The sequence below is a fragment of the Bacillus sp. FJAT-42315 genome (genome assembly GCF_002797375.1).
In the GTDB taxonomy this organism is placed as follows: Bacteria; Bacillota; Bacilli; order Bacillales; family Domibacillaceae; genus Bacillus_CE.
On record NZ_KZ454941.1, the window covers coordinates 707,950 to 730,206 of the forward strand.

At 38.7% G+C, this 22,257-nt stretch carries 25 protein-coding genes and 1 tRNA gene; 19 read left to right on the forward strand and 7 right to left on the reverse strand.

Annotated features, from left to right (window positions below):
• The first annotated feature begins 290 nt into the window (after nt 1–290).
• The 5 genes from CEF22_RS03240 to CEF22_RS03260 are packed head-to-tail and all read left to right on the forward strand — an operon-like array spanning nt 291 to nt 3,904.
• A complete protein-coding gene (locus CEF22_RS03240) occupies nt 291–749 on the forward strand; it encodes an 8-oxo-dGTP diphosphatase (protein WP_100401736.1) in 459 nt (152 codons plus the stop codon).
• A gap of 21 nt (nt 750–770) precedes the next feature.
• Nucleotides 771–1,664 (forward strand): RNase adapter RapZ, encoded by an 894-nt coding sequence (gene rapZ / locus CEF22_RS03245; RefSeq protein WP_095480459.1) that lies wholly within the window; start codon nt 771–773, stop codon nt 1,662–1,664.
• The gene (locus tag CEF22_RS03250; RefSeq protein WP_095480458.1) at nt 1,661–2,626 is read left to right on the forward strand and encodes a gluconeogenesis factor YvcK family protein; all 966 of its coding nucleotides are present in this window, start codon (nt 1,661–1,663) and stop codon (nt 2,624–2,626) included. Before rapZ ends, CEF22_RS03250 begins: the two co-directional genes overlap by 4 nt.
• A gap of 47 nt (nt 2,627–2,673) precedes the next feature.
• Nucleotides 2,674–3,618, forward strand: coding sequence for a DNA-binding protein WhiA (gene whiA / locus CEF22_RS03255; RefSeq protein ID WP_100401737.1), 945 nt, complete (start codon nt 2,674–2,676; stop codon nt 3,616–3,618).
• A gap of 22 nt (nt 3,619–3,640) precedes the next feature.
• The gene (locus CEF22_RS03260) at nt 3,641–3,904 is read left to right on the forward strand and encodes an HPr family phosphocarrier protein (RefSeq protein ID WP_094833538.1); all 264 of its coding nucleotides are present in this window, start codon (nt 3,641–3,643) and stop codon (nt 3,902–3,904) included.
• A gap of 47 nt (nt 3,905–3,951) precedes the next feature.
• Here CEF22_RS03260 and clpP read toward each other — a convergent pair whose 3' ends face one another.
• Nucleotides 3,952–4,551, reverse strand: coding sequence for an ATP-dependent Clp endopeptidase proteolytic subunit ClpP (clpP, locus tag CEF22_RS03265; RefSeq protein ID WP_100401738.1), 600 nt, complete (start codon nt 4,549–4,551; stop codon nt 3,952–3,954).
• 224 nt (nt 4,552–4,775) lie between these two features.
• Between clpP and CEF22_RS03270 the strand changes: the two genes are divergently transcribed.
• Nucleotides 4,776–4,847: transfer RNA gene (locus CEF22_RS03270), tRNA-Arg, on the forward strand.
• Nucleotides 4,848–5,024: 177 nt separating this feature from the next.
• Here the strand turns inward: CEF22_RS03270 and CEF22_RS03275 are convergent.
• Complete coding sequence (locus CEF22_RS03275) at nt 5,025–5,669, reverse strand: GntR family transcriptional regulator (protein ID WP_157843153.1); 645 nt, start codon at nt 5,667–5,669, stop codon at nt 5,025–5,027.
• 253 nt (nt 5,670–5,922) lie between these two features.
• Here CEF22_RS03275 and CEF22_RS03280 point away from each other — a divergent pair, with 253 nt between their 5' ends.
• Genes CEF22_RS03280 through CEF22_RS03300 form a run of 5 tightly spaced genes read left to right on the forward strand, consistent with a single transcriptional unit; the run spans nt 5,923 to nt 10,023 of the window.
• The gene (locus tag CEF22_RS03280; protein WP_100401740.1) at nt 5,923–6,858 is read left to right on the forward strand and encodes a phosphate/phosphite/phosphonate ABC transporter substrate-binding protein; all 936 of its coding nucleotides are present in this window, start codon (nt 5,923–5,925) and stop codon (nt 6,856–6,858) included.
• A 13-nt stretch (nt 6,859–6,871) separates the two neighbouring features.
• A complete protein-coding gene (gene phnE, locus CEF22_RS03285) occupies nt 6,872–7,654 on the forward strand; it encodes a phosphonate ABC transporter, permease protein PhnE (RefSeq protein WP_100401741.1) in 783 nt (260 codons plus the stop codon).
• Entirely contained in the window at nt 7,651–8,475 is an 825-nt protein-coding gene (locus tag CEF22_RS03290) for a PhnE/PtxC family ABC transporter permease (RefSeq protein ID WP_100401742.1), read from the forward strand. The genes phnE and CEF22_RS03290 overlap by 4 nt, the downstream gene beginning before the upstream one ends.
• Nucleotides 8,476–8,484: 9 nt before the next feature.
• Nucleotides 8,485–9,252 carry a phosphonate ABC transporter ATP-binding protein gene (phnC, locus tag CEF22_RS03295; RefSeq protein WP_100401743.1) on the forward strand — a complete coding sequence of 256 codons (768 nt, stop codon included), beginning with the start codon at nt 8,485–8,487 and terminating at the stop codon, nt 9,250–9,252.
• A 15-nt stretch (nt 9,253–9,267) separates the two neighbouring features.
• Nucleotides 9,268–10,023, forward strand: coding sequence for a tyrosine-protein phosphatase (locus CEF22_RS03300; RefSeq protein WP_100401744.1), 756 nt, complete (start codon nt 9,268–9,270; stop codon nt 10,021–10,023).
• A gap of 148 nt (nt 10,024–10,171) precedes the next feature.
• Here the strand turns inward: CEF22_RS03300 and CEF22_RS18900 are convergent, their stop codons facing one another.
• A complete protein-coding gene (locus CEF22_RS18900) occupies nt 10,172–10,363 on the reverse strand; it encodes an anti-repressor SinI family protein (RefSeq protein ID WP_332849159.1) in 192 nt (63 codons plus the stop codon).
• Nucleotides 10,364–10,516: 153 nt separating this feature from the next.
• Nucleotides 10,517–11,116: a TetR/AcrR family transcriptional regulator gene (locus tag CEF22_RS03310; RefSeq protein ID WP_100401746.1), complete on the reverse strand. Its 600-nt coding sequence runs from the start codon at nt 11,114–11,116 to the stop codon at nt 10,517–10,519.
• A gap of 352 nt (nt 11,117–11,468) precedes the next feature.
• On the opposite strand from CEF22_RS03310, the gene CEF22_RS03315 reads away from it, so the two are divergent.
• From CEF22_RS03315 to CEF22_RS03325, 3 genes are all read left to right on the forward strand, one after another.
• Nucleotides 11,469–12,029, forward strand: a complete 561-nt coding sequence (locus tag CEF22_RS03315) for a DUF3990 domain-containing protein (protein ID WP_157843154.1) — start codon at nt 11,469–11,471, stop codon at nt 12,027–12,029.
• Nucleotides 12,020–12,271 (forward strand): hypothetical protein, encoded by a 252-nt coding sequence (locus tag CEF22_RS03320; protein WP_100401748.1) that lies wholly within the window; start codon nt 12,020–12,022, stop codon nt 12,269–12,271. Before CEF22_RS03315 ends, CEF22_RS03320 begins: the two co-directional genes overlap by 10 nt.
• A 356-nt stretch (nt 12,272–12,627) precedes the next feature.
• Nucleotides 12,628–13,173, forward strand: a complete 546-nt coding sequence (locus CEF22_RS03325) for a hypothetical protein (RefSeq protein WP_100401749.1) — start codon at nt 12,628–12,630, stop codon at nt 13,171–13,173.
• 17 nt (nt 13,174–13,190) lie between these two features.
• Here CEF22_RS03325 and CEF22_RS03330 read toward each other — a convergent pair whose 3' ends face one another.
• Genes CEF22_RS03330 through CEF22_RS03340 form a run of 3 tightly spaced genes read right to left on the reverse strand, consistent with a single transcriptional unit; the run spans nt 13,191 to nt 16,241 of the window.
• Nucleotides 13,191–13,550 (reverse strand): YxeA family protein, encoded by a 360-nt coding sequence (locus CEF22_RS03330; RefSeq protein WP_100401750.1) that lies wholly within the window; start codon nt 13,548–13,550, stop codon nt 13,191–13,193.
• A gap of 5 nt (nt 13,551–13,555) precedes the next feature.
• Nucleotides 13,556–15,487 carry an ABC transporter permease gene (locus tag CEF22_RS03335; RefSeq protein WP_100401751.1) on the reverse strand — a complete coding sequence of 644 codons (1,932 nt, stop codon included), beginning with the start codon at nt 15,485–15,487 and terminating at the stop codon, nt 13,556–13,558.
• Nucleotides 15,474–16,241 carry an ABC transporter ATP-binding protein gene (locus tag CEF22_RS03340; protein WP_100401752.1) on the reverse strand — a complete coding sequence of 256 codons (768 nt, stop codon included), beginning with the start codon at nt 16,239–16,241 and terminating at the stop codon, nt 15,474–15,476. The genes CEF22_RS03335 and CEF22_RS03340 overlap by 14 nt, the downstream gene beginning before the upstream one ends.
• Before the next feature lie 157 nt (nt 16,242–16,398).
• Between CEF22_RS03340 and CEF22_RS03345 the strand changes: the two genes are divergently transcribed.
• From CEF22_RS03345 to CEF22_RS03365, 5 genes are all read left to right on the forward strand, one after another.
• Nucleotides 16,399–17,106 (forward strand): response regulator transcription factor, encoded by a 708-nt coding sequence (locus CEF22_RS03345; RefSeq protein WP_100401753.1) that lies wholly within the window; start codon nt 16,399–16,401, stop codon nt 17,104–17,106.
• Nucleotides 17,103–18,506, forward strand: a complete 1,404-nt coding sequence (locus CEF22_RS03350; protein WP_332849160.1) for a HAMP domain-containing sensor histidine kinase — start codon at nt 17,103–17,105, stop codon at nt 18,504–18,506. The genes CEF22_RS03345 and CEF22_RS03350 overlap by 4 nt, the downstream gene beginning before the upstream one ends.
• 87 nt (nt 18,507–18,593) lie before the next feature.
• Entirely contained in the window at nt 18,594–20,333 is a 1,740-nt protein-coding gene (locus CEF22_RS03355) for a methyl-accepting chemotaxis protein (protein ID WP_232726052.1), read from the forward strand.
• Between the two features lie 223 nt (nt 20,334–20,556).
• On the forward strand, nt 20,557–21,897 hold the full coding sequence (rpoN, locus tag CEF22_RS03360) for an RNA polymerase factor sigma-54 (RefSeq protein WP_232726053.1): 1,341 nt from the start codon (nt 20,557–20,559) through the stop codon (nt 21,895–21,897).
• A 16-nt stretch (nt 21,898–21,913) separates the two neighbouring features.
• Entirely contained in the window at nt 21,914–22,147 is a 234-nt protein-coding gene (locus tag CEF22_RS03365; RefSeq protein ID WP_095480443.1) for a glutaredoxin family protein, read from the forward strand.
• The last annotated feature ends 110 nt before the right edge of the window (nt 22,148–22,257 follow it).

A 22,257-nucleotide genomic window follows, 5' to 3' on the forward strand; every position in this document is an offset into this window, starting at 1 on the left:
GACGGGAAAGTTTAATCGACTGTTAATGAAATCGTAATAGAGGTGAAATAATTTTCCGCTATACTATAATTAGCAGTTTAATACACCCCCTAAGTATTAACGTATATCCCTACTTTATGAGGTTGCCTTGGTCACATAATCGATGTGAGTGAGGCAACCTGCTTTTTTTTGAAAAAAACCTCTACTCTTATTACATTAACCTAGCATTGAGATCGGTGGAAAGAACATAGTATAATAATAAAAATAGTAAAATGCCGGCGTTTCGTCGAATCGTCTTGAGGTGATCACTTGTGCAACGTGTAACAAATTGTTTATTGTTAAAGGATGGCAAAATTTTATTGCTGCAAAAGCCGCGCCGAAACTGGTGGGTTGCTCCAGGTGGAAAGATGGAGGCTGGAGAATCGATCAGAGATGCGGCTATTCGTGAATTTCGAGAAGAGACAGGCATTTATTTACGCAATCCGAGTGTGAAGGGAATCTTTACTTTTACCATCAAAGAGAAGGATGAAATTATTTCTGAATGGATGATGTTTACCTTTTTTGCAACGGAAAGTGATGGAGTGAATATTGTAGAGAGTGAAGAAGGAAAGCTGGAATGGCATGCGATCGATATGATTAAAGAGCTTCCAATGGCAGAAGGAGATCGTCATATCCTTGAATATATGGTTCATGGATCAGGTATTCTTTATGGGGCCTTTACATATACACCAGACTTTACGCTACTATCTTACCGATTAGATCCAAGCTAGAAAAAGGAGAGGAGAAGGAACATGAATACAAATTTAGGAAACGATGTGCAATTAGTCATTATTACCGGGATGTCTGGCGCTGGGAAGACCGTTGCTATTCAAAGCTTTGAAGACCTTGGTTTTTATTGCGTCGATAATTTGCCGCCGACGTTGCTGCCGAAATTTTTGGAGTTAATGAAGGATGCGAATAATCAAATGAACAAAGTAGCGGTCGTGATGGATATGCGCGGACGAGAATTCTTTGATGATTTAATTAAGTCGCTTGATGAAGTGATCGAAATGGCCGAGTTAACGCCAAAAGTATTATTTCTTGATGCTGAAGATTCTGTGCTCGTTCGCCGCTATAAAGAAACAAGACGTTCTCATCCACTGTCTCCAACTGGCTTGCCGTTAGATGGAATTCGCCAAGAACGCGAGCTGTTAGAGGAGTTAAAGGGTCGGGCGCAATTTATTTACAATACATCAGAAATGAAACCGAAAGACTTACGTGAAAAAATCTTAACCGAATTTTCGTTAAACAAAAAGTCAGTCTTTACCGTAAATGTGATGTCATTTGGCTTTAAGCATGGTTTACCAATTGACGCCGATCTCGTCTTTGACGTTCGTTTTCTGCCGAATCCGCACTACATCGACCATATGAGACCACGAACAGGGCTAGAGGAAGATGTCGCTACGTACGTATTAAAATGGAGTGACACGCAGAAGTTTTTAGAAAAGACAATTGATTTATTAACATTTATGCTTCCACATTACAAAATGGAAGGAAAATCGCAGCTCGTCATTGCGATTGGATGTACAGGAGGACAGCATCGTTCTGTTGCTTTATCGGAATATATCGGCAATCATTTCTCGAATGATTATGAGACGCGTATTACACACCGCGATATTAATAAGCGCAAGGCGAAAACATTATGAAAAATCATCAACAGCCAAAAGTCGTGATTATCGGTGGAGGCACAGGCCTATCTGTTTTGCTGCGTGGTTTGAAGAAGCACCCGATCGATTTAACCGCCATTGTAACGGTAGCGGATGATGGCGGCAGCTCTGGACGTTTACGTGATGAGCTCAATATTCCACCTCCTGGGGATATACGCAATGTGCTTGCCGCTTTATCGGATGTGGAGCCGTTATTAGAGAATATGTTCCAGCATCGTTTTAGTACAGCAAATGAACTATCGGGCCATTCACTTGGCAATTTAATGATCGCCGCCATGACTTCAATCACAGGTGACTTTGTGCATGCTGTTCAGGAAATGAGTCGGGTGCTCAATGTCCGTGGAAAAGTATTGCCTGCGGCGAATCAAAGTGTCGTTCTTCATGCCGAGATGGAAGACGGCACAGTCGTATCCGGCGAGTCGAAAATTCCTTACTCTGGTAAAAGAATTAAGCGCGTATTTTTAACACCGGGGGACATACAGCCTTTGCCTGAGACAATTCGAGCGATTCGACAAGCCGACTTAATTATCGTCGGACCGGGAAGCCTTTATACAAGTATTTTGCCGAACTTACTCGTTCCGCAAATTGGAGAAGAAGTGTGCAATGCGAAAGCCCGAAAAGTATATATTTGTAATTTAATGACACAGGCTGGGGAAACGCTCGACTTCACCGCAAGCGATCATGTAAGAGCGATTTATGACCATATGGCCTGTGCTTTTATTGATACAATACTCGTCAACAACGAGCCCATCCCGGCACAAATTCAAGAGAAATATAAAGAAGAGCTGGCGAAACCAGTCGTGTATGATATCGACCTCTTGAAATCATTAGGGCTCAACGTCATTTTTGATGATATCGTCACTAGAGAAAAGGGGATGATTCGTCATGACACAAACAAAGTGGCGGACATCTTATCGAACTTAATTAAAGAAAAAAATTAAACCTTATACTACAGAACGAGCATCTCAGATAGAGGGGGGTGTCTCATATGTCTTTTGCTTCGGAAACGAAAAAAGAACTAACGACCGTTGAAGGAAATAGTTGCTGTGCGAAATCAGAACTTTCTGCGCTTATTCGAATGAATGGATCACTTTCATTTTCAAATCGCTTGCTCGTTGTAAATATTCAAACGGAGAATGCAGCGATCGCTCGAAGAATATATGTGTTATTAAAGAAAAACTATGAAGTGGAAGTAGAACTGCTCGTTCGTAAAAAGATGAGGTTGAAAAAGAATAATGTCTACATTGTTAGACTGAAGGAACACGCAAGAGAGATATTAGAGGACTTATCGATTATTGAAACAGGATTCTCCTTTGTTCATAATATTTCAGCCAAGCTGATTGAGAATCAATGCTGTAAACGTGCTTACTTACGGGGATCATTCCTTGCAGGTGGATCGGTTAATAACCCAGAAACTTCTTCTTATCATTTGGAGATTTTTTCCTTGTATCAAGAGCATAATGATGCCTTGAGTGAACTGATGAATACCTTTGATCTCAATAGCAAAACATTAGAGCGAAAAAAAGGGTTTATTACCTATTTAAAGGAAGCTGAGAAAATCACGGAATTTTTAAACATTATTGGTGCTCACAATGCCTTGCTTCGATTTGAAGATGTCCGCATTGTCCGCGATATGAGAAATTCGGTGAACCGACTAGTGAACTGTGAAACCGCTAACTTGAATAAAACGATTGGTGCAGCACTGCGCCAAGTTGAAAATATACGCTATATCGAAGAAGCAGTCGGTCTGCAAGTACTGCCAGATAAACTGCGCGAAATTGCGGAATTGCGAGTGACGCATCAAGATGTCACATTGAAGGAACTAGGAGAAATGGTATCCGGGGGGAAAATTAGTAAATCGGGTATTAACCATCGTCTCCGTAAAATAGATGAAATCGCTGACAAAATTAGAGCAAGCGAACCGATCGAATAAGAAAGAAAAGGGGGAAAACAAAGTGGTTGAAAAAACAACAAACGTGCAATTGAAGATGGGACTACAAGCGCGTCCAGCAGCCTTATTTGTGCAGGAGGCGAATCGCTTTTCTTCGGAAATTTTCCTTGAAAAAGACGGCAAAAAAGTGAACGCCAAAAGCATTATGGGCATTATGAGCCTTGCGATTAACCGTGGCTGTTCCGTTACGATCTCCGTTGACGGACACGATGAACAAAGTGCATTAGAGGCGCTAGTAGCCTTCGTTGAACAGGAAGGTAACTATTAAAAAACACCTGAATGATGGATCGCTCCATTGTTCAGGTGTTTTTTTATTTATTTATTTTCAGGTAACTCATGACGTGTAAGAATTTTATCGATTAGACCGTATTCTAATGCACGCTCAGCTGTCATGAAGTTGTCGCGGTCTGTGTCTTTAGCGATGACTTCAAGCGGTTGACCTGTACGCTCAGCTAAAATTTGGTTTAGTTTTTCACGAAGGAACAAGATGCGTTTTGCGGCAATTTCGATTTCCGTTGCTTGACCTTGCGCGCCTCCAAGTGGTTGGTGAATCATTACTTCACTGTTTGGTAGAGCATAACGCTTTCCTTTCGTTCCAGCCGCCAGCAAGAATGCCCCCATAGAAGCTGCCATACCGATACAGATCGTTTGAACATCTGGCTTAATGAACTGAATTGTATCATAAATCGCCATACCCGCTGTGATGCTTCCACCAGGGCTGTTAATGTAGATGGAGATATCTTTCTCTGGATTTTCTGCTTCAAGGAATAATAATTGGGAAACGATCGAGTTCGCCACATTGTCATCAATGCCGCTTCCAAGCATAATGATACGATCCTTTAGCAAACGAGAGTAAATATCGTACGCACGCTCTCCTCGGTTTGTTTGTTCAATAACTGTAGGAATTAGATTCATGGTCTTTCCTCCTTAAGAATGGTTTTGTAAGAAAATCTTATGTAATGTTTATCATACAGTGATGGTCAATGAAGGTCAAACATTAAGCTTCAAATATTAACATTTTCTCTTTAATATAATTTTCTAGTATGTCCAATAAAAGTCCTGCTAAACGGTAAAAAATAATTACATATTGCAATTTTTGATATATTCCGCTATAATTTTGTAATGTACTTAAACATTTTGCCCTCGTGGTGCAACGGATAGCACGTAAGATTCCGGTTCTTAAAATGGGGGTTCGATTCCCTCCGAGGGCGTAATAAAACCGTTTATTATTCGATACCTTCACGCTTTTATATGGCGTGGAGGTATTTTTTATTCGATATTTTACCGCGAAAAAACGATTAACGAAAGGAGACCTACTATGTCGCATTTATTCATAATAGTTAAGCTATGAAGATGCTTGCTCGTCTATTTAGCCGAGCAAGCACAATTCAAAATGCGGACGCAATTACGCCGAGGCGTAATTGATTGAATGTTTTATTAATTTCTAAGGCTGCTTGTATGTCACCTTGTTTTAGAAAGGATAATGTCTGTTCATTTTCCTCTAGCGCCGAATAATGTGGGTGATTTGTTGTTTTATTATATATAATCATGCTCATGCGAATCATATCTTCTTTTAATATTTGATAAGTTTTGATTAAAGCTGAGTTTTGATATGCATTAAAAAGTAATTCTGGAAATGTATACATTTCCAATAAATATTGAAAATAATCTTGTTCTTCTTTGGCGTTTTTTTGATTTTCAATACATTGTTCGAAATCGTTAAATAGTTTTTGTTTGTTTTCGACCCTATTAAAATTTAAATAAACCATATTTTCTAATTGAACTAGTAATTCAAAGCTGTCTTCTATTTCTTTCTTGTTAAACCCCTTTACAATAATACCTTTCTTATCAAGAGTTTCGATGTATCCTTTTCGACCAATCCTAAATAGGGCAGAACGTATAGGTGTACGACTCATATTTAATTGTTCACATAATTGATTTTCTGACAATTTATCACCAGGCATAAATGTAGCACGAATAAATAAATCGTTTAATATAGCATAAGCTTGATTCGTTAAATTATTTTGCGCCATAGATCTTTCCTCTTTCTGTTCTAGCATATCATTTAGTTTACCACTCAAAATAAGGATTTAGTTGTTGGATTTACATTGATTCACAAAACATTTACAAAAAGCAGTAATTATTTTTACAATCAGTTGTTACTCTAATCTTGTATACAAGATGGCGTTAAAAAAATAACTCAACTTGTATACAAGATGGCGTTAAAAAAATAACTCAACTTGTATACAAGTTGAAATTTAAATTATTGGAGGGGGAAAATTAATTATGAAGATGAAATCGATTTTGAGTAGTTTGATGTTAGGGAGTGCCCTATTATTATCTGCATGTGGTGATACCAAAAGTGTTGATTCATCAGCGAAAGAAAATAACTTAGAAGAATTTGTTATTGCCTATTTACCACATGAAAGCTCTGATGAAAAGGCGGAACTGGATGAAGAATTTGAAAAGGAGTTAGAAGAGGAACTAGGTGTTAAAGTATCTTCTTATCAAGCAAATAGCTACAATGCTGCGATTGAAGCAATGAAGAATGATAAAGCAGACTTAGCTTTTTTTGGTCCGTTTTCTTACATTTTTGCCGCAGAACGCGCTGGTGCAGAAGCGTTGACAACCATCGATAATGCTCAACAGGCAGATAAACCATTGTCCATTTTTGTGACAGCAGCGGATTCAGATATTAACTCATTAGAAGATATTAAAGGAAAAACGATGGGGTTTGTAGATCCTGTTTCAACATCAGGTCATTTAATGCCAAAAAAACACTTAATGGATGAGTTAGGAGTCACTTTAGAAGAGCTCGAAACAGATGGTAAATTCTTTAAAAGTGTTCAATTTGCAGGTGGGCATGATAAAGCATTAATAGGTGCGGTTAACAAACAGTATGATGTTGCGGTTGTGGCTAAAGTTAAAGGTGACATGCTTGTTGACAAACAAGTCGTTTCAGAAGATTCATTTAAAGTAATTGGGGAAATTCCAAATCTTGATGCAGCTGGGTATGGTGCTTTTGCAATTCGTGGTGACCATACAGATGAAATGAAAAATAAAGTTAAACAATTTTTATTAAGTTATGATGAATCTTACATTAGTAAAGTGACAGGATTTAAAGGTGGAGAATTAGTAGAAGTTGACGATAGTGAATTTGATGCTTTCCGTGAAGTTGCAGAAGCGTTAAAAATGAGTCCTGAAGACCTTCTTAATCAATAGGAGGTGTTGAAAAATGAATGACAGTCATTTACATGAAATGAAGAAAATAAAAAAAACGTTAACGATTGTATTATTTATGTTGATTGTCGTATTTAGTGTTTGGTATGTAGAATTTAATCTGTTTGATTTCATTCATGCAGTACCAACCTTCTTTTCTTTTATTTTTACTGATTTTTTTCCGCCGGATGTTAATAATTTTCAAGTTTACTTACGTCCAGTTGTCGATACAATTTTACTAGCATTCATTGCAACAGGAGTTTCTACTGTTTTAGGTATGGTATTTGCCATTTTAATTGCACAAAATACAACACCGAATAGAGTCATCGGTCATGTGCTAAAAGCTATTTTAACATTTTTTCGTAATATACCTTTCCTTGTTTGGGCTTCTGTTCTTGTTATTATTTTTGGAGTAGGAAATTTACCTGGTTTACTGGCGCTCATTATTTTTGGGACAAGCTTTTTAGCACGAGTATACTCAGAATCTATTGAAGAACTAGATCATCATGTCGTTGAAGCGATTGAAGCAGTTGGGGGAAACTATTTTCATGTGATAAAGCATGCAATATTTCCGCAATTCATGCCCAGTTTTTTGAATTGGACACTGTATATGGTTGAAATCGGAATTCGTGCAAGTGCTATTTTAGGTTTGGTAGGTGCAGGTGGACTAGGGACTATCATTAAACAAACAATGGATTTATTTCAATATAGTAAGACATCTATGGCCATTGTCATTATGATTGTCATCATAATTTTCGTAGAATCCGTATCTCAAAAGTTAAGGGAGCGAATAATTTGACGACAAAATTGGAACAACGAGTGGATATAACCTCAAAACAAAAGAAAATAAAAATTGGACATAAGAAAACAGAACAACAACAGCGATTATTTTTTTGTATCGGCGCTGTCTTGTTTTTCGGAAGTTTATTTTTCGTAGATATTGACTGGTGGCAATTTGTGCTAGGCTTTGAAAAATTACCTGCAAGCATAAATAATATGATGCAAATATCATTCACGATGCTTCCAGATTATTTGGCAGCAATGTTGACATCATTAGTAGTAGCCTTTCTTTCTCTATTACTAGGTTTAATCTTATCATTTATTACTTCTTTTTTTGTAGCACGTAATATTGCACCATCTATGTGGTTAAGCAATGTGATTCGGGTTGTCGTTATTATTATTCGATCTGTTCCAAAGACCGTTTGGGTATTAATTGCTGTTGCAAGTATTGGCTTTGGATCAATGGCTGGAATATTAGGATTAACATTACCGACTGCAGCATACTTAATACGTACATTTGCAGCTCAAATTGAAGAAATAGGTGACGAAACGATCGAAGCACTACGTACAGTTGGTGCGAACTGGTTCCAGATTGTTGTAAAAGGATTACTTCCAAAGTTAAGCACAATTTTTCTTTCGACTATTGCATTTAAATTTGAACTGAACGTATCTAGTTCAGTGGTGTTAGGGATGGTTGGTGCTGGTGGTGTCGGAATGCTTATCCATGACTCGATTACTTTCTATCATTTTGATGATATGACGTTAGGAATTTTAATTGTTTTTATAACCATGTTTGCAATTGAAACATTAACTGGACAATTACGGAAGCGACTACGTTAGGAGGTCAACATGAAACCGATTTTACAAGTGAAAGATTTAGAAATGCAATATGCTGATGGCACACAAGCATTAAAAGGAATTTCGTTTGATGTATTTGAAGGAGAATTTATAGCTGTAATCGGTCCAAGTGGAGCTGGAAAATCAACGCTTTTACGTTCTATAAACCGTCTTGTTATGCCAACGTCTGGAGAAGTCATTTATAAGAACCAATCTGTACTAAAAGCAAAAGGAAAAGAATTGCGTTCGATACGTTCAAATATCGGCATGATTTTTCAACATTATAATATTGTGGATCGTTTAAGTGTTCTGGAAAATGTTTTACACGGCAACTTAGGAAAGATGAGTACATTTGGTGGGATTTTCAATCGTTATTCCGAAGAACGTAAAAAAGAAGCGATTCGCTTATTAACTAAAGTAGGATTGGAAGAGGAAATTTTTAAACGTGCGGATGATTTAAGCGGAGGGCAACGTCAACGTGTAGGTGTTTGCCGTGCATTAACGCAAAATCCTTCATTAATATTAGCTGATGAACCGATTGCATCGCTAGATCCGAAATCTTCAGCGACAATAATGGAGAATATTTATCAAAACTGTAAAGAACAAAACATTGCTTGTCTAATCAATCTACATCAAGTAGACGTAGCGAAAAAATATGCAACACGTATAATTGCTGTTCAAAAAGGACAGGTAATATTTGATGGAGATCCAAAAAATTTAACAGATGAACTACTATTTCTTCTATACGAAGGTAAGGAACAAGAGATGACAGTTAGTTAACCGAGGGGGAGCAGCATGACAATAGAAACATTTCAATTCGAAAAAATATATAACTTTCGAGATATGGGGGGATTAACAACAATTGATGGATACACCGTTAAAAAGGGAATGCTATTTCGTAGCGGAGAACTTGTACATGCAACAGCTAAAGATATTAACAGGTTGGAAACACTACAATTAAAAGTTATTTTTGATTACCGTGATGAATCTGAGGCAAAACTAAATAGTTCACCATTATTAGACAATGTAAAGAACCTTCGTGTTCCAGCTAGAATAGAAGACAGTATTCTTCCAACAGTAAATATCGAAGAGTTATTGAAAAGTGATATTTTTTTACAATCTAATGTATTCGGGCAGTTTTATTCTGAGATCGTTTTTAATAATCCATCATATCAACGATTACTAAATATTATTTGTGCAGGAGAAGCACCTTTATTACATCATTGTTCAGCTGGAAAGGACCGCACAGGAGTTGGGTCTGCACTGATTTATTTATTGCTTGATGTGCCAGAAGAGCAAATAATTACTGATTACTTACGGACTAATGACGAAATGCAGTCTAATCCACCCGAATGGTTTAAGGTAATGGAGGAACAGATGAAAGAACGAGCAGAAGTATTTCAGGCGTTCTCCAATGCAAATGAAGAGTATATCCAAGAACTCTTTTCAGCGATAAAATCACGTTATACCAATTATGATACATTTTTTGAAAACGAATATGGAATCACAAAGGAGATGAAAGAACAAGCTAGAGAATATTATTTAACTTGAATCACGAATTTTACCTACGTTCGTAAAATAGCAGAAAAGCGTTGTCATTCGCCAATTGATGAATAACAACGCTTTTACATATGATTCGGCAGTTGCACAGTATTATTGAGCTATATTCAAAATTAAAAGTAAGATGGAATATTAAAGGTTAATCAATGTACCTAGTCTTGAATGTATCAAGGGCAGATGTGAAAGCCCTATTTTTATTTTCAAGATGTGAGACCTCTGCTAAAGACCCCTGTTGAAGAAATCGACGAACCTCCTCTATTGAAATCCCCATTTGCTTAGCCTGCATTATCAAGTACACCCATTCTTTATCTAACTCTCTCTCCATCATCATTTCTCCTTATTTTAGAATGCCCCTTGTCCGTGTTACGTTTATGTTTTTTCGTTATTCGGTGAATTTAGAATCGTAGAATGCTAATTTGTAGTAGTTTTCGATAAATTGTGTACTAAGATCAAAATGAGGGTTACGTCCAAAAGCAGTAAATAACTATTCACTTTTTGGTAACATTCCGTTCAAAAGAAGGTGAACAATCTCGGATGCAAGTTCTTCGGGTGTTTTTATGCCTGGAAATAATTTGGTGAGTGTGAGGCGTTCAATGATGCCAATTAAAATTTCAGCAACTAAGCATGTGTCCAGTTCAGTCTGAAAATAACCGTTATTTACTTCAGACATTAAGTTTTCCCTTATTTGTAGTGCTAATTGTTTTTTAATCTCTTCGGCTTCTAAAGAATTAAAGAATCCAATGCGTGTTAAATGTTGATTCTCAGCAAAAAAAGTAAAGATGCCTGTTAATCCTTTTGTAATTCTCAATGGTAAGGCGTCGAAATCAATTCCAGGTTCTAAGCGACTCTCTTTAGTAAGATCAACTAGCCCTTGTTTAAACGAAGCTATTAATTCCTGAAATATTGCCTCTTTACTTTTAAAGTAAAGGTAAAATGTTGGTTGCGTTAAGCCAGCCTTCTGAACGATTGTGCTAATTTTTGTTTCATAATAACCGTTATGCGCGAACTCTTCTGCAGCGATCGTAAGCAATAGAGCTCTACTTTGTTCACCACTAGCCCCTTTCTTTCTACCTCTTTTACTCATTTGATAGCTCCTTCGAAATATATAACATATATTACTCATTAGTATTATCTTATGAATATTATTATGGAGTCAATAAAAAATTTCAGAAAATACACAATGATTTTTTGAGAAAGTAACGAGTGTGAAATGATTGGGGGATGAAGCCGCTATTTTTCTCTTTACTTAGAATATTTCCCATCAAATGTTGCCGCAACTCTGTACCAATAGGAGCAAGCGGTTGACTCTTTTACTTGAATCGATTTTCCATTGTTTATAAAACAGATCGTCATAGAAAGAGGAATCGAAAGTATGTCATGGAATTTACGCTCATGATATAATCAACATAAGACATAACTAGATTGGAGAAAGTGTTTTGTCAATTATTCATGATTATAGCTTGCCGCTTTATCATGGTACGATCAATATTTATTCTGATCTTATTCACAAGCATGGAGTTCAAATATTCCCTCGAAGTAAGGGTGGAATGGATTTTGGTCCGGGCTTTTACTTAACTACGAATTATGAACAAGCTAAAGAGTGGGCTGAGCGGAGAGCTACAAAACCCGTCCTTAATAAAGCAATATTAGAATTATCTAATATGACGGTAAGAGATTTTCTTGGCATGAAGCATGAATTCAAACCGATTATTTTAAAGTTTGAGGTTGAAAATGTTAAGGAATGGGAACAGTTAAAATATAAGGTCTTTGAAGATGACCACTTAGACTGGAAAAAATTCGTATGGATTATGAGGCAAGCAAAACATTCTTTATACCAATATGATTACGATTTAGTTTATGGACCTGTGGCCGATGGTGGGCTGTTATCATCCAATTATACAGATATACGTGCATATGCTAATATGGATCAATTAGCTGTGACAACTAATAAAGCGTTACAATGTTTGAAAATTACGGAGGTGATCGAATGTTTATGACAAATAATAACTCCAAGCAGCAACAAGAGATTTTGTTAATGATTAATCATATTGTTCGAGAACTGATCGTGGAGTTCGGAAAAGATGAAAACGAAGCAATGGAGCTCGTGGAAAATTCACAAGTTGAGAAATCTTTAGCAGAAAATCCTATTGGTTTTCATGAATCGGCTTATGACTGGGCTGTCAGTGTACTAGCAGATAATAATGATATCGAAACATTAGAAAAATATCTGCATCATTAATGGTGAGTGGGCATATGGTCCATTCGTTTTTTTCTATTTCATTGATAACATCTAAAACAAAAGGTAGGGCTATCTAGACAAGGCTCTACCTTTTATATTTTTTGTTGTGATTCGTGGAGGTTTTTTGTATTAAAATGAACAGCATCATCTATGACTCTATTATGTTATACTATCTTTATGTAAAATATTTGTAAAAAAAGTGATGGGTTTGAAAAGGTATATGGTAATTAAATATTGCATTGGAACAGGTGTATTGATTTATTTGGCTGCTGTTGCACTCTCTGATTTTATTAAGGGATTTATTAAAGGTTTTATTGACGGTATGGATTGTGAAGTTTTTATTCGGAGGTGATTGCTTGAAAAGAAACCGCATCGTGTTTGTTGTTACAGCTATCATATTGGTTGTGACGACCGTTCTTTTGAGCCGCTCGAAACCATTGTATGGAAACGACAACAAATCAATAAAAAACGTGATTCAGTCGATTGAAGGTTACGAGCATCAAGCGATTGAGCTCATAGAAGTGAAAGATGTTGGTGACGAAAGAGTGGCGGGCTTTTTAGCAAATGGTGATCCAGCGTATATCCAGTTTTCTAAAAATGAAGAAGGCAACTATGAGTGGAATCATGTAGAGAAAAGTGAAAGTCAATCATTTGTCTTTTATCCTATCTCAATCTCAAGCGGCGAAGCAAAAACGTTCATATGTATGATTGTAACGAATGAAAAAAGTGATTTAGCTAAAATGGTATTAACCGTAAATGGAAAGCAACATGAACAACTGTTTAACGCAAATGAGAAATCCGTTACTGTGATAGAGTTGCCTAAGGCGAAAAACTATGAAATGACCATTGATTATTATGATAAACAGGGCAATGTTATAAACGAATGGGGTGATGCTCAATGAACATCACCCCATTTGTCTTATTTTAATTTCTTTTTCACCTTATCAGGAAGCTCCGCTTGTTGCACTTCTTCATAAGAAGTAACCTCATTTTCTCCCTTTACAAAAACTTCAAGGTAGGCGTCGTGGCGAAGTTGATTTTGGCTTGTGAATTCTAGTGTTTTCGTTTCGCCTTTTTCGTTGATGGCTTCTAATTGATATTCGTAGCGCGTCCATTTTTCTCCTGTGTCAGTTACGTCTCCGATTTCTTTTCCGTCTGTTGTAATTTTGACGAAGTAGCTGTCAGCTCCGAGTCGGTTTATGTTCACGTTTTGGATGAATAAAATGAACCCGACAAATAAAGCAGCAAGTATTCCGATAGATATTCCTAATTTCTTCATAATGATTATTCTCCTTTGTTTATGCCAATTTTATAGTACGCTTGAACGGTCATGAAGTAGTACATAATGTAGATCAATGTGTATACGCCCATGCAGATCAGCGTTGGGATGATTAAGTTGATTGCTAATAAGTTAGATAGTGCGGTTAAAGCTATGGCACTATGAGTAATTCCTGCAAGTAATGGCAAGGCAAAGATGAAAAATACTTGTTTCGCAATCGTTTTTCGTACGTCTTTTTTATTGACGCCGATGTTGGATAGAATGCGATAACGGTCTTGGTCAGCATGTGCTTCTGTTAGTTGTTTGAAGTAGATGATACTGCCGGTTGCGGCTAAGAAGACAAGTCCTAAAAAGCCACCGACGAAAATGAGCAATCCGTTTGATTGTAAGCCAGCCGCATACACTTCGTAATAGCTAGACAAGGACGCTTCCTCTGGCATGATTGTTTTCAGTTGCTTTGTTAACTCTTTCGCTTGATGAGCGTTTGTGATGCCGAACATATCAATCGTTCTCGCTTCAAGCTCGTTTGCTAGCTTGTTGAATAGTTCATCACTGACGACAAGCGTTGCTCCATCGACACCGAAATTGAGGACGTCGTATGTTTTGAAATCAGTGAAGGTTACTTTTTCTTCACGATCGTTCAAATGAAACGTAATCGAGTTGCCAACATATTTCGGTGAGAATTCTTCATAGTACATGCGATCCAAGGCGGCGACTTCGTTTCCCTGTAGTGATAATGATTCTTTCCGTCCTTGTTTGTCGGCTAATGTATTAAAATCACTAGTTGAAATCAAGGCGTAGACCAATTCTGTACCCATGAATGGACTTTGTATATTCGTTGTATCCGCCTCTACTTGTAAAGTGTTGATCGTTTGGTGATAGCGTAGCTTATGATCTTCTGCATGTTTGATCCGTTCCTCTGCTTGTTTCGCTAGTTGCTCATCTGTCGAGATGAAAGAATAGCTATTTGGTGTCATCGTTGTCGCTGTTGTTTTCGTATTATAGTAAAAGCTAAAAGCAGCTCCGACCGCTGTTAATGTCGTCGCACTTAAGACAGCGATGATCGTTAATGTGCGGGCATTGCCTTTGATTCGATATAACAATTGGGACGTCGTAATGATCGTTAACCCGTTCCAAAAGTGAGACTTCTTTTTCCTCAATGCTTTTAATGCATAGACGATGAAGGTGCTAAATAAAAAGTATGTGCCGGTAATGACCGTTGTTAAAATGACGAGTGGTGTGAACAACAGACCGAGTGTTTGCCAAGCTGCAGAGTCGAACGATTGAAGAGCGAGCCAATAACCGCCACCAATCAGGATGAGCGACAATCCCGCTAACCATAGGGAAGCTTTCGGCTCATGTTCTCCTTCTTGATCCGCTTTGAATAGTTCAATTAATTGAAAGCGATAAATTAAGCGATAGCCTTGAAACGATGTGACGAGTGTGATGATCAAAAAGACGATCGCTGTATTTATGATGGCCGCTGATGAAATCATAAAGTTCGTGATGGCCTCGTAGCCCATCATGTTCATTAATAACGCGACGAATCCTTTTGATAACAACGCCCCAAGCGCGATCCCGATGACGAGTGCAAACATCCCCATCAAGAAGTTTTCATAAAAGAGCATGCGCCCAATTTCTTTTCGGCGAACGCCAAGTAGTGAATATAAGCCGACTTCTTTTTTTCGTTTCCGCATGAAGAAGGCGTTCGATGACCAAATAAAGATCGAAACGAAAATCAGTAAGACAAACGAAGCGGCGCTAAAGATTGAGTTGATTTTCGGGGATGATTCTGCTGTTGCGGCAATCGTTTCGTCATACTTTAAGGAAACGAATGTGAAATAAATGACGATGCCAAAAATCATCGAAGCAAAGTATAGAAAATAGTTCGTAAAGTTTTGGCGAATATTTTTCCGTGCGATATTAAAGAGCGTCATGAGCGCCACCTCCAAGCGACGCAAGCACATCTAAAATTTGCTGGAAGAAAGCTTGACGTGACTGCTCTCCTTTATACACTTCCTTAAATAACTCTCCGTCTTTAATAATCAATAACCGTTTGCAGAAGCTAGCGGCGTACGCATCATGTGTCACCATCATAATCGTAGAGCGTTGCTTTTCATTTAAGGCAGTTAAACTATTTAATAAATCGGTCGCTGATTTAGAATCGAGCGCCCCCGTTGGCTCATCGGCTAAAATCAACTTAGGGTTCGTGATGATTGCCCGGGAAGCGGCTGTTCGTTGCTTCTGTCCGCCAGAAATATGATACGGATATTTATTTAGAATCTCGCGAATGCCAAACGTGTCAGCCATTTCATGGACGCGCGTTTCGATTTCTTTTACAGGCACTTTCGATAACGCTAGCGGCAGCACGATGTTTTCTTTTACCGTCAATGTATCTAGTAAATTATAATCTTGGAAAATAAAGCCGAGCTTATGGCGGCGGAAATCCGATAATTGCTCCTCTTTCATTTGGACAATATTTTGCCCGTCGATGATGATCTCACCAGCAGACGGTGTATCGATTGTTGATAAAATATTTAAAAGTGTCGACTTTCCAGCCCCAGAAGGCCCCATAATGCCGACAAATTCTCCTTCATGTATATCTAATTGAATGTCTTTTAAGGCGTGGTACTCATTTTCTTTTGAGCCAAACACCTTTTCCACATTTCTTGCTTGTAAAATAGGTTTCATGTTGTTCTCTCCTTCCTTCTGACACCTATCATACGCACCGAATCTTACACCATCTTAATCTGAACCTTACAAAAACCTTAAAATATGAGAGGAATCGAACCGCTACTAAACGAAGCTTTTTCCGTTATACTAAAGAAAAACAGGAGGGGGCCGACAGATGACGAAACAGCAAGCAGTCCTGATTATTGATGATGAAGAGGATATTTTACGATTGTTGAAAACAGTGTTGACGAAAGAAGGAATTGAACGTATTTATACGAGTACGACCGTGAAGGATGGAGTAGAGCAATTTCAAGCGCATCGGCCGGATCTTGTTTTATTAGATATTATGCTGCCTGATGGAGAAGGGTATGATGTGTGCAAGCAAATCCGCGAGATCTCCAACGTACCGATTTTATTTTTATCAGCGAAGGATGAAGAGGTGGATAAAATTGTCGGGTTTGCGATTGGGGGAGACGACTATATTACGAAGCCGTTCAGCCCGAAAGAAGTCGCTTATCGGGTAAAAGCACAGCTGCGCCGGGCGAGCTTTATGAGAGAGGAACCGAAAGAAGAGATTTTGCAAGCGGGGCCGTTTACGTTAAATGAACAAACGGCGGTGCTGACGAAGAACGGAGCATCGATTGAATTAAAGCCGAAAGAGCTGGGCTTAATGAGCCATTTGATGAAGCATGCTAATCATATTATTAGTAAAGAAAGTCTTTGTTATCACGTGTGGGGCGAGGATTTTATCGGTTTTGATAATACGATTATGGTGCACATTCGTCGACTCCGCGAAAAAGTCGAAGAAAATCCATCGAAGCCAGAGCATATTCTCACAGTGAAAGGTTTAGGGTATAAATTCGTTACGAAGGAGGATGGATGATGCGCTGGCGTTTAACAGGAAGGTATTTATTTTCGATCCTCCTTATTGTGTTATTTGTCGTTTGTATTAATGGGGTGATGCTCATTGGCTTGCTAGTTTGGCAATCGCACACGACTGCTCCTTTATCTAGCCAACCAGTGGAATCGTTTGCGCGCGAGTTTAAACAATATGTTCAGATAGATGAAGGGAGACCAACGATTAGTTCAGTAGGAAAAGCAGTTTTGCAACAGAAACATGCTTGGATTCAAGTGTTGAATGAACAAGGAGAAGAGCAATATACATACCGAGCACCAAAGACGTTGCCCACATCGTATTCACCAGTGGAAGTTGTTCAAATGTATAAATATAAAGAAGTCGATGCCGATACAACCGTCTTTATGGATAGTGTGAATCATAATGGACAAGCGTACAGTTATTTTATTGGTGTGGTTGATCGTAATATTAATAGATATGTCCTTTCATACAATACTGCACAATTAGGGAAGAGCTTGAACAATATCTTTTTGCTGTTTCTGATCATCGACAGTTTGATTGCTGTGTTGATTGGCTATGTATTTAGCCAGCGTTTGACGAAACCTGTTCATAAAATTATTGATGATATTAAAAAACTGGCAAACAAAGACTATAACGTAGTGAGTCAATCGAAGGGGGTTTATCGGGAAGTCACTCATAATGTACAGGATTTATCAACACAGTTAAAAAGAGCGGAAGTGGAGCGGAAGAAGCTGGATCGCTTAAAAGAAGAATGGATTGCGAACATTTCGCATGACATGAAAACGCCACTCGCCTCGATTCAAGGATTTGCAGAAATGATGAAGGATAAAGACTATGATTTTTCCATTGAAGAGATGCGTGAATACGCTGAAATCATTGAGAAAAAATCGCTATACATAAAAGAAGTGATCGACGATTTGAATTTAACAACACGCTTGAAAAATAAACAAATGTCGTTAAATAAGAAAAACGTCAATCTCGTCTCATTAGTGCGAAATCTCGTCATTGATTTATTAAATGACCCGAAACATCAACAGCGATCCATCTCTTTTGATTGTAAAGGTGAAGCGGTTTTTTTACAGGTAGACGAGTTATTGCTACGGCGGGCATTGAGTAATTTAATTTTTAATGCGGTCGTGCATAATGATCCTGATACGAAGGTAACCGTGGCATTGGAAGAAACATCTATTTATATTGAAGATAATGGAAAAGGGATGAGCAGGGAAGAGCTTGACCATATTTTCAGCCGTTACTATCGTGGCACGAATACAGGGGAATCTCATAAAGGCTCTGGGCTTGGGATGGCGATTGCGAAAGATATTATCGAAGCCCATCAAGGCACGATTACGATTAACAGCATTTTAGGTGAAGGAACAACGATTCGAATTGAGTTATCTACCCATTAACTTGTATATTTTTCCTGTTTAAAACACTTTATAAAAATATCATAATGACGATATATATAGAACAAGTGGGAAAGGAGGGAAAAGATTTTGAAGTTAGGAAAGCAGTTATTGTTATACATTGTAACCACCATGATGATAATTGGTGGTGTATTTTTGGTGATTTTATATGTCACCACGGGTTCCACTGTCAACAAAGCTATCGGTAGTCAAGCGATTAATGTGGCGACTAATTTAGTGAGTCAGTTGGATGCAGAAAAATATAAAGAGTTCGCTGAAAGCCCGAAAGAGTCCGATTTATATAGGGAATTGCGTAGCGAGCTGAATGATTTACGACTAAAAAATGGTGTAATGTATGCTTATACGTATGAGGTTCCAAGGGAGGACCAGCCAGTCAAGTTTTTAGTTGATGGAATGCCGCTAGATGCGACAGAGGGAGTAGCAACCATCGGTGAAGAATCTTTATCGACGAAATCTGAATTTGTTGAACGTGCGATCAGTAAAAATGGGTATCATACGGATCTGGTTGAGGATGAGGAGTATGGCCAATTTTTATCAGCGCTTGTGCCGTTAAAGGATGCGAGCGGAGAGGTCGTCGCGATTGTTGGTGTCGATGTGGCCGCTACACAAATTAATGAGATTGAAAAAAATATATTAACATCCGTTTTGTCGGTTTCGATCGGGTTAATGGTCATTATTACTTTGCTGTCTTTATGGATGATCTATCGTTTTATCCGCCGGACGTTACAGCCGTTGCAAACGATTCAGCAAGTATCTAGTCAATTTGCGGATGGAGATGTAGTCGGAGCGGAGCAATCGCTTCATTCGTTGCAATATAGGCATGATAATGAAATTAGTGATTTCTCTAAATCGTTCGCGCAGTCATTAATCAAATTTAAAGAAGCCCTTTCGACGATTGGGCACACATCGAATCACTTAGAGAAAGTCGTTGGCAATCTTGGACATACGATGCATACGGTACGGGAGTCGAATGATACGATGTCAAGTCAGATTGGCTTAATGGCAGCTGATGGAGAACAGCAACGAATCAATAACAATGAAGTCGTCACCGCTATGGAAGAAATGGCGATTGGTATTCAACGGATGGCCGATTCGACGGCGCATATCGCTGAAACGTCGACGGAAATGACGGAGCTTGTTCAAACGAGTGTCGATGGTTCACGTTCAGTCGTTACACAAATTCAGCAAGTCGAATCATCGGTGCTAACAACAGGAAAGTATGTGGAGGAGATGGGGCAGCAATTCCGTTCGATTGAAGAAATGGTTCAAGTGATTACCGGAATTGCTGATCAAACCAATCTTCTTGCTCTTAACGCTGCGATTGAAGCAGCACGAGCAGGAGAAGCAGGGAAAGGCTTCGCAGTTGTTGCCAATGAAGTTCGCAAGCTAGCCGAAATGTCTCGTTCGTCTGCAGAGGAAATTCGTGAGCATCTTCAATCCTTTGAAGGTGTCACTGTCAAAGCATTAGCTGAAATGGAAAGCAGTTCAAACGAAGTGAAATCGGGTACTCAAGCAGTGATCGAGATCGGCCAAAACCTTGAAAAAGTATTTCAAGCTGTGCTCGAAGTCAATGGGGAAATTCAAGACCAATCCGCTGTTCATGAGCAAATGTCCGCCAGCTCCGAAGAAGTGTTAGCTTCAACAGAGCAGATGAATCAACTCGTCGATAGTAACGTAGAAAGAACACAACAAGTGGCTCAATCAGCCGATCAACAAGTAGAGATGATGAATAATCTCGAACAAACGATTGAGGAACTGCAAGAAGCTTATCAAAAAATGACACAGTCGATTCGACAATTTAAGTTGTGATGCATGTAAGCCAAACCCATCGTCTCTTAAATAGAGATGATGGGTTTTTTAGGTGGAGTAATCAAGTGCTAGGGAGGGTTGGATCAGTTGGATTTCGGTCAAAATCAGTCGAGCCTTCCTCGAATCATGTCGGAGGAAGACGATTCTATTATAAAAAATTCTAAATTTTCATTCTCATTTTTATTTCCTGTTGTATAATAGAGAATAAGGGGGGAGCGGGAAGATGAATATGCATTTGAAACCAGGACTTTGGCAACAGCAGACAATGAAGCTTGCGATGACGCAGGAACTGACGCAGGCGATCGCTTTGCTACAGTACTCTGCCCAAGAGTTGACAGAGTTTTTAGAAGCGAAGACGATGGAGAACCCTTTTATACAGTTAGAGGAATCAGAAATGAAAGCGCTTCACAAGAAAGAGAAGACAGGGTCGAAACAAGGGGTATCAAGTGAGAAGGACGATAAAAACTGGGTGGAGCATTTGGCGGATACGTCACAGACGTTGCTCGATTATTTACGGATGCAATTGTCGCTTATTCCGATGGGACCTACACAAAAGCGAATCCTTGATTTTTTGTTATATAATATGGATGAAAACGGCTATATGTCGATTACGATGAAAGAAGCGGCGCTCATGTGTCGCTGCCAGCCAGATGAAGCAGAAGATGTGCTAGAGATGATTCGTGAGCTAGAACCTGCTGGCGTAGGAGCATTTAACTTGCAAGATTGCTTGTTGTTACAGCTAGAAAGAATGCTTGATGCATCTCCGCTCGTGTTTACGATCGTTGAAGATTACTTTATGGAATTTGCCGAAAAGAACTGGCGTCCGCTGGCAAAGAAGCTTAATGTCGATGTGAAAGAGATTCAAGCAGTGGCGGACTTTATTCAACAACGGTTAAATCCGAAACCAGGTGCACGTTTTCAAAAAGAACAAGCGAACTATGTGCGCCCGGATTTAACGGTTCAGTTGAAAAAAGATGCTATTGAAGTGTATCTTCTTGAAGAGGATATGCCAAAAATTATTTTTCAAAAAGATTACTTTAACGAATTAGCGATTCATAAAGACCCGCAGTTAAAGCAATTTATGAAGGAAAAGCAAAAAGACTACTTATGGTTGTTGAAAAGTTTAGAGCAACGGAAGCGAACGATTCAGCGAGTAGGGTTGAAAATTGTTGAAAAACAAAAAGACTTTTTCTTTCGTGGGCCGACGAGCCTGCAGCCGTTAACGATGAAGGAGATTGCTGATGAGCTAGAGATTCACGAGTCCACCGTTAGTCGAGCGGTGCGAGGAAAATATATGCAAACGCCGTACGGAACGTATGAATTGAAGTTCTTCTTCCCGGCAGGTTTAACGAATGGGGGAACAGAGGAGACAGCGTCTGCTCAACAAGTTAAGGCAAAAATGATGGAGTTTGTTACGGGGGAAGATAAAAGAAAGCCGCTTTCCGATCAGGAAATTAGCAATCGACTGAAGGAAGAAGGATGGCAGGTATCGAGAAGAACGGTAGCGAAATACCGCGATCAACTCTCGATCCCTTCTTCCTCGAAACGAAAAAGATATGACTGAGAATTGAGGAACAGCAATGAAAGAAATCATTTTTTACACGCGACCACAGTGCCCTCTTTGCATAGAAGCGCAAACGGTTTTGCAGCTTGTGCGGGAAGAGGTGTCGGTCGTCGTCCATGAACGCAATATTAACGATCGAGACGAGTGGACTGAAAAGTATGGTTTGATGATCCCTGTGATTGAATACGATAATGAGATCATTCAATATGGGGTGATTGATTATCCAACATTAATCAAAAAGTTACAATAACAACATAAAAGCTTAACATGATATTGGTTGATTTTTGAATTTCCCCCTGTTACTATAAACGTGAAGGCAGGGATTTTTTTTGAGTTTAGTGGGACGTATTTATTTTTGTT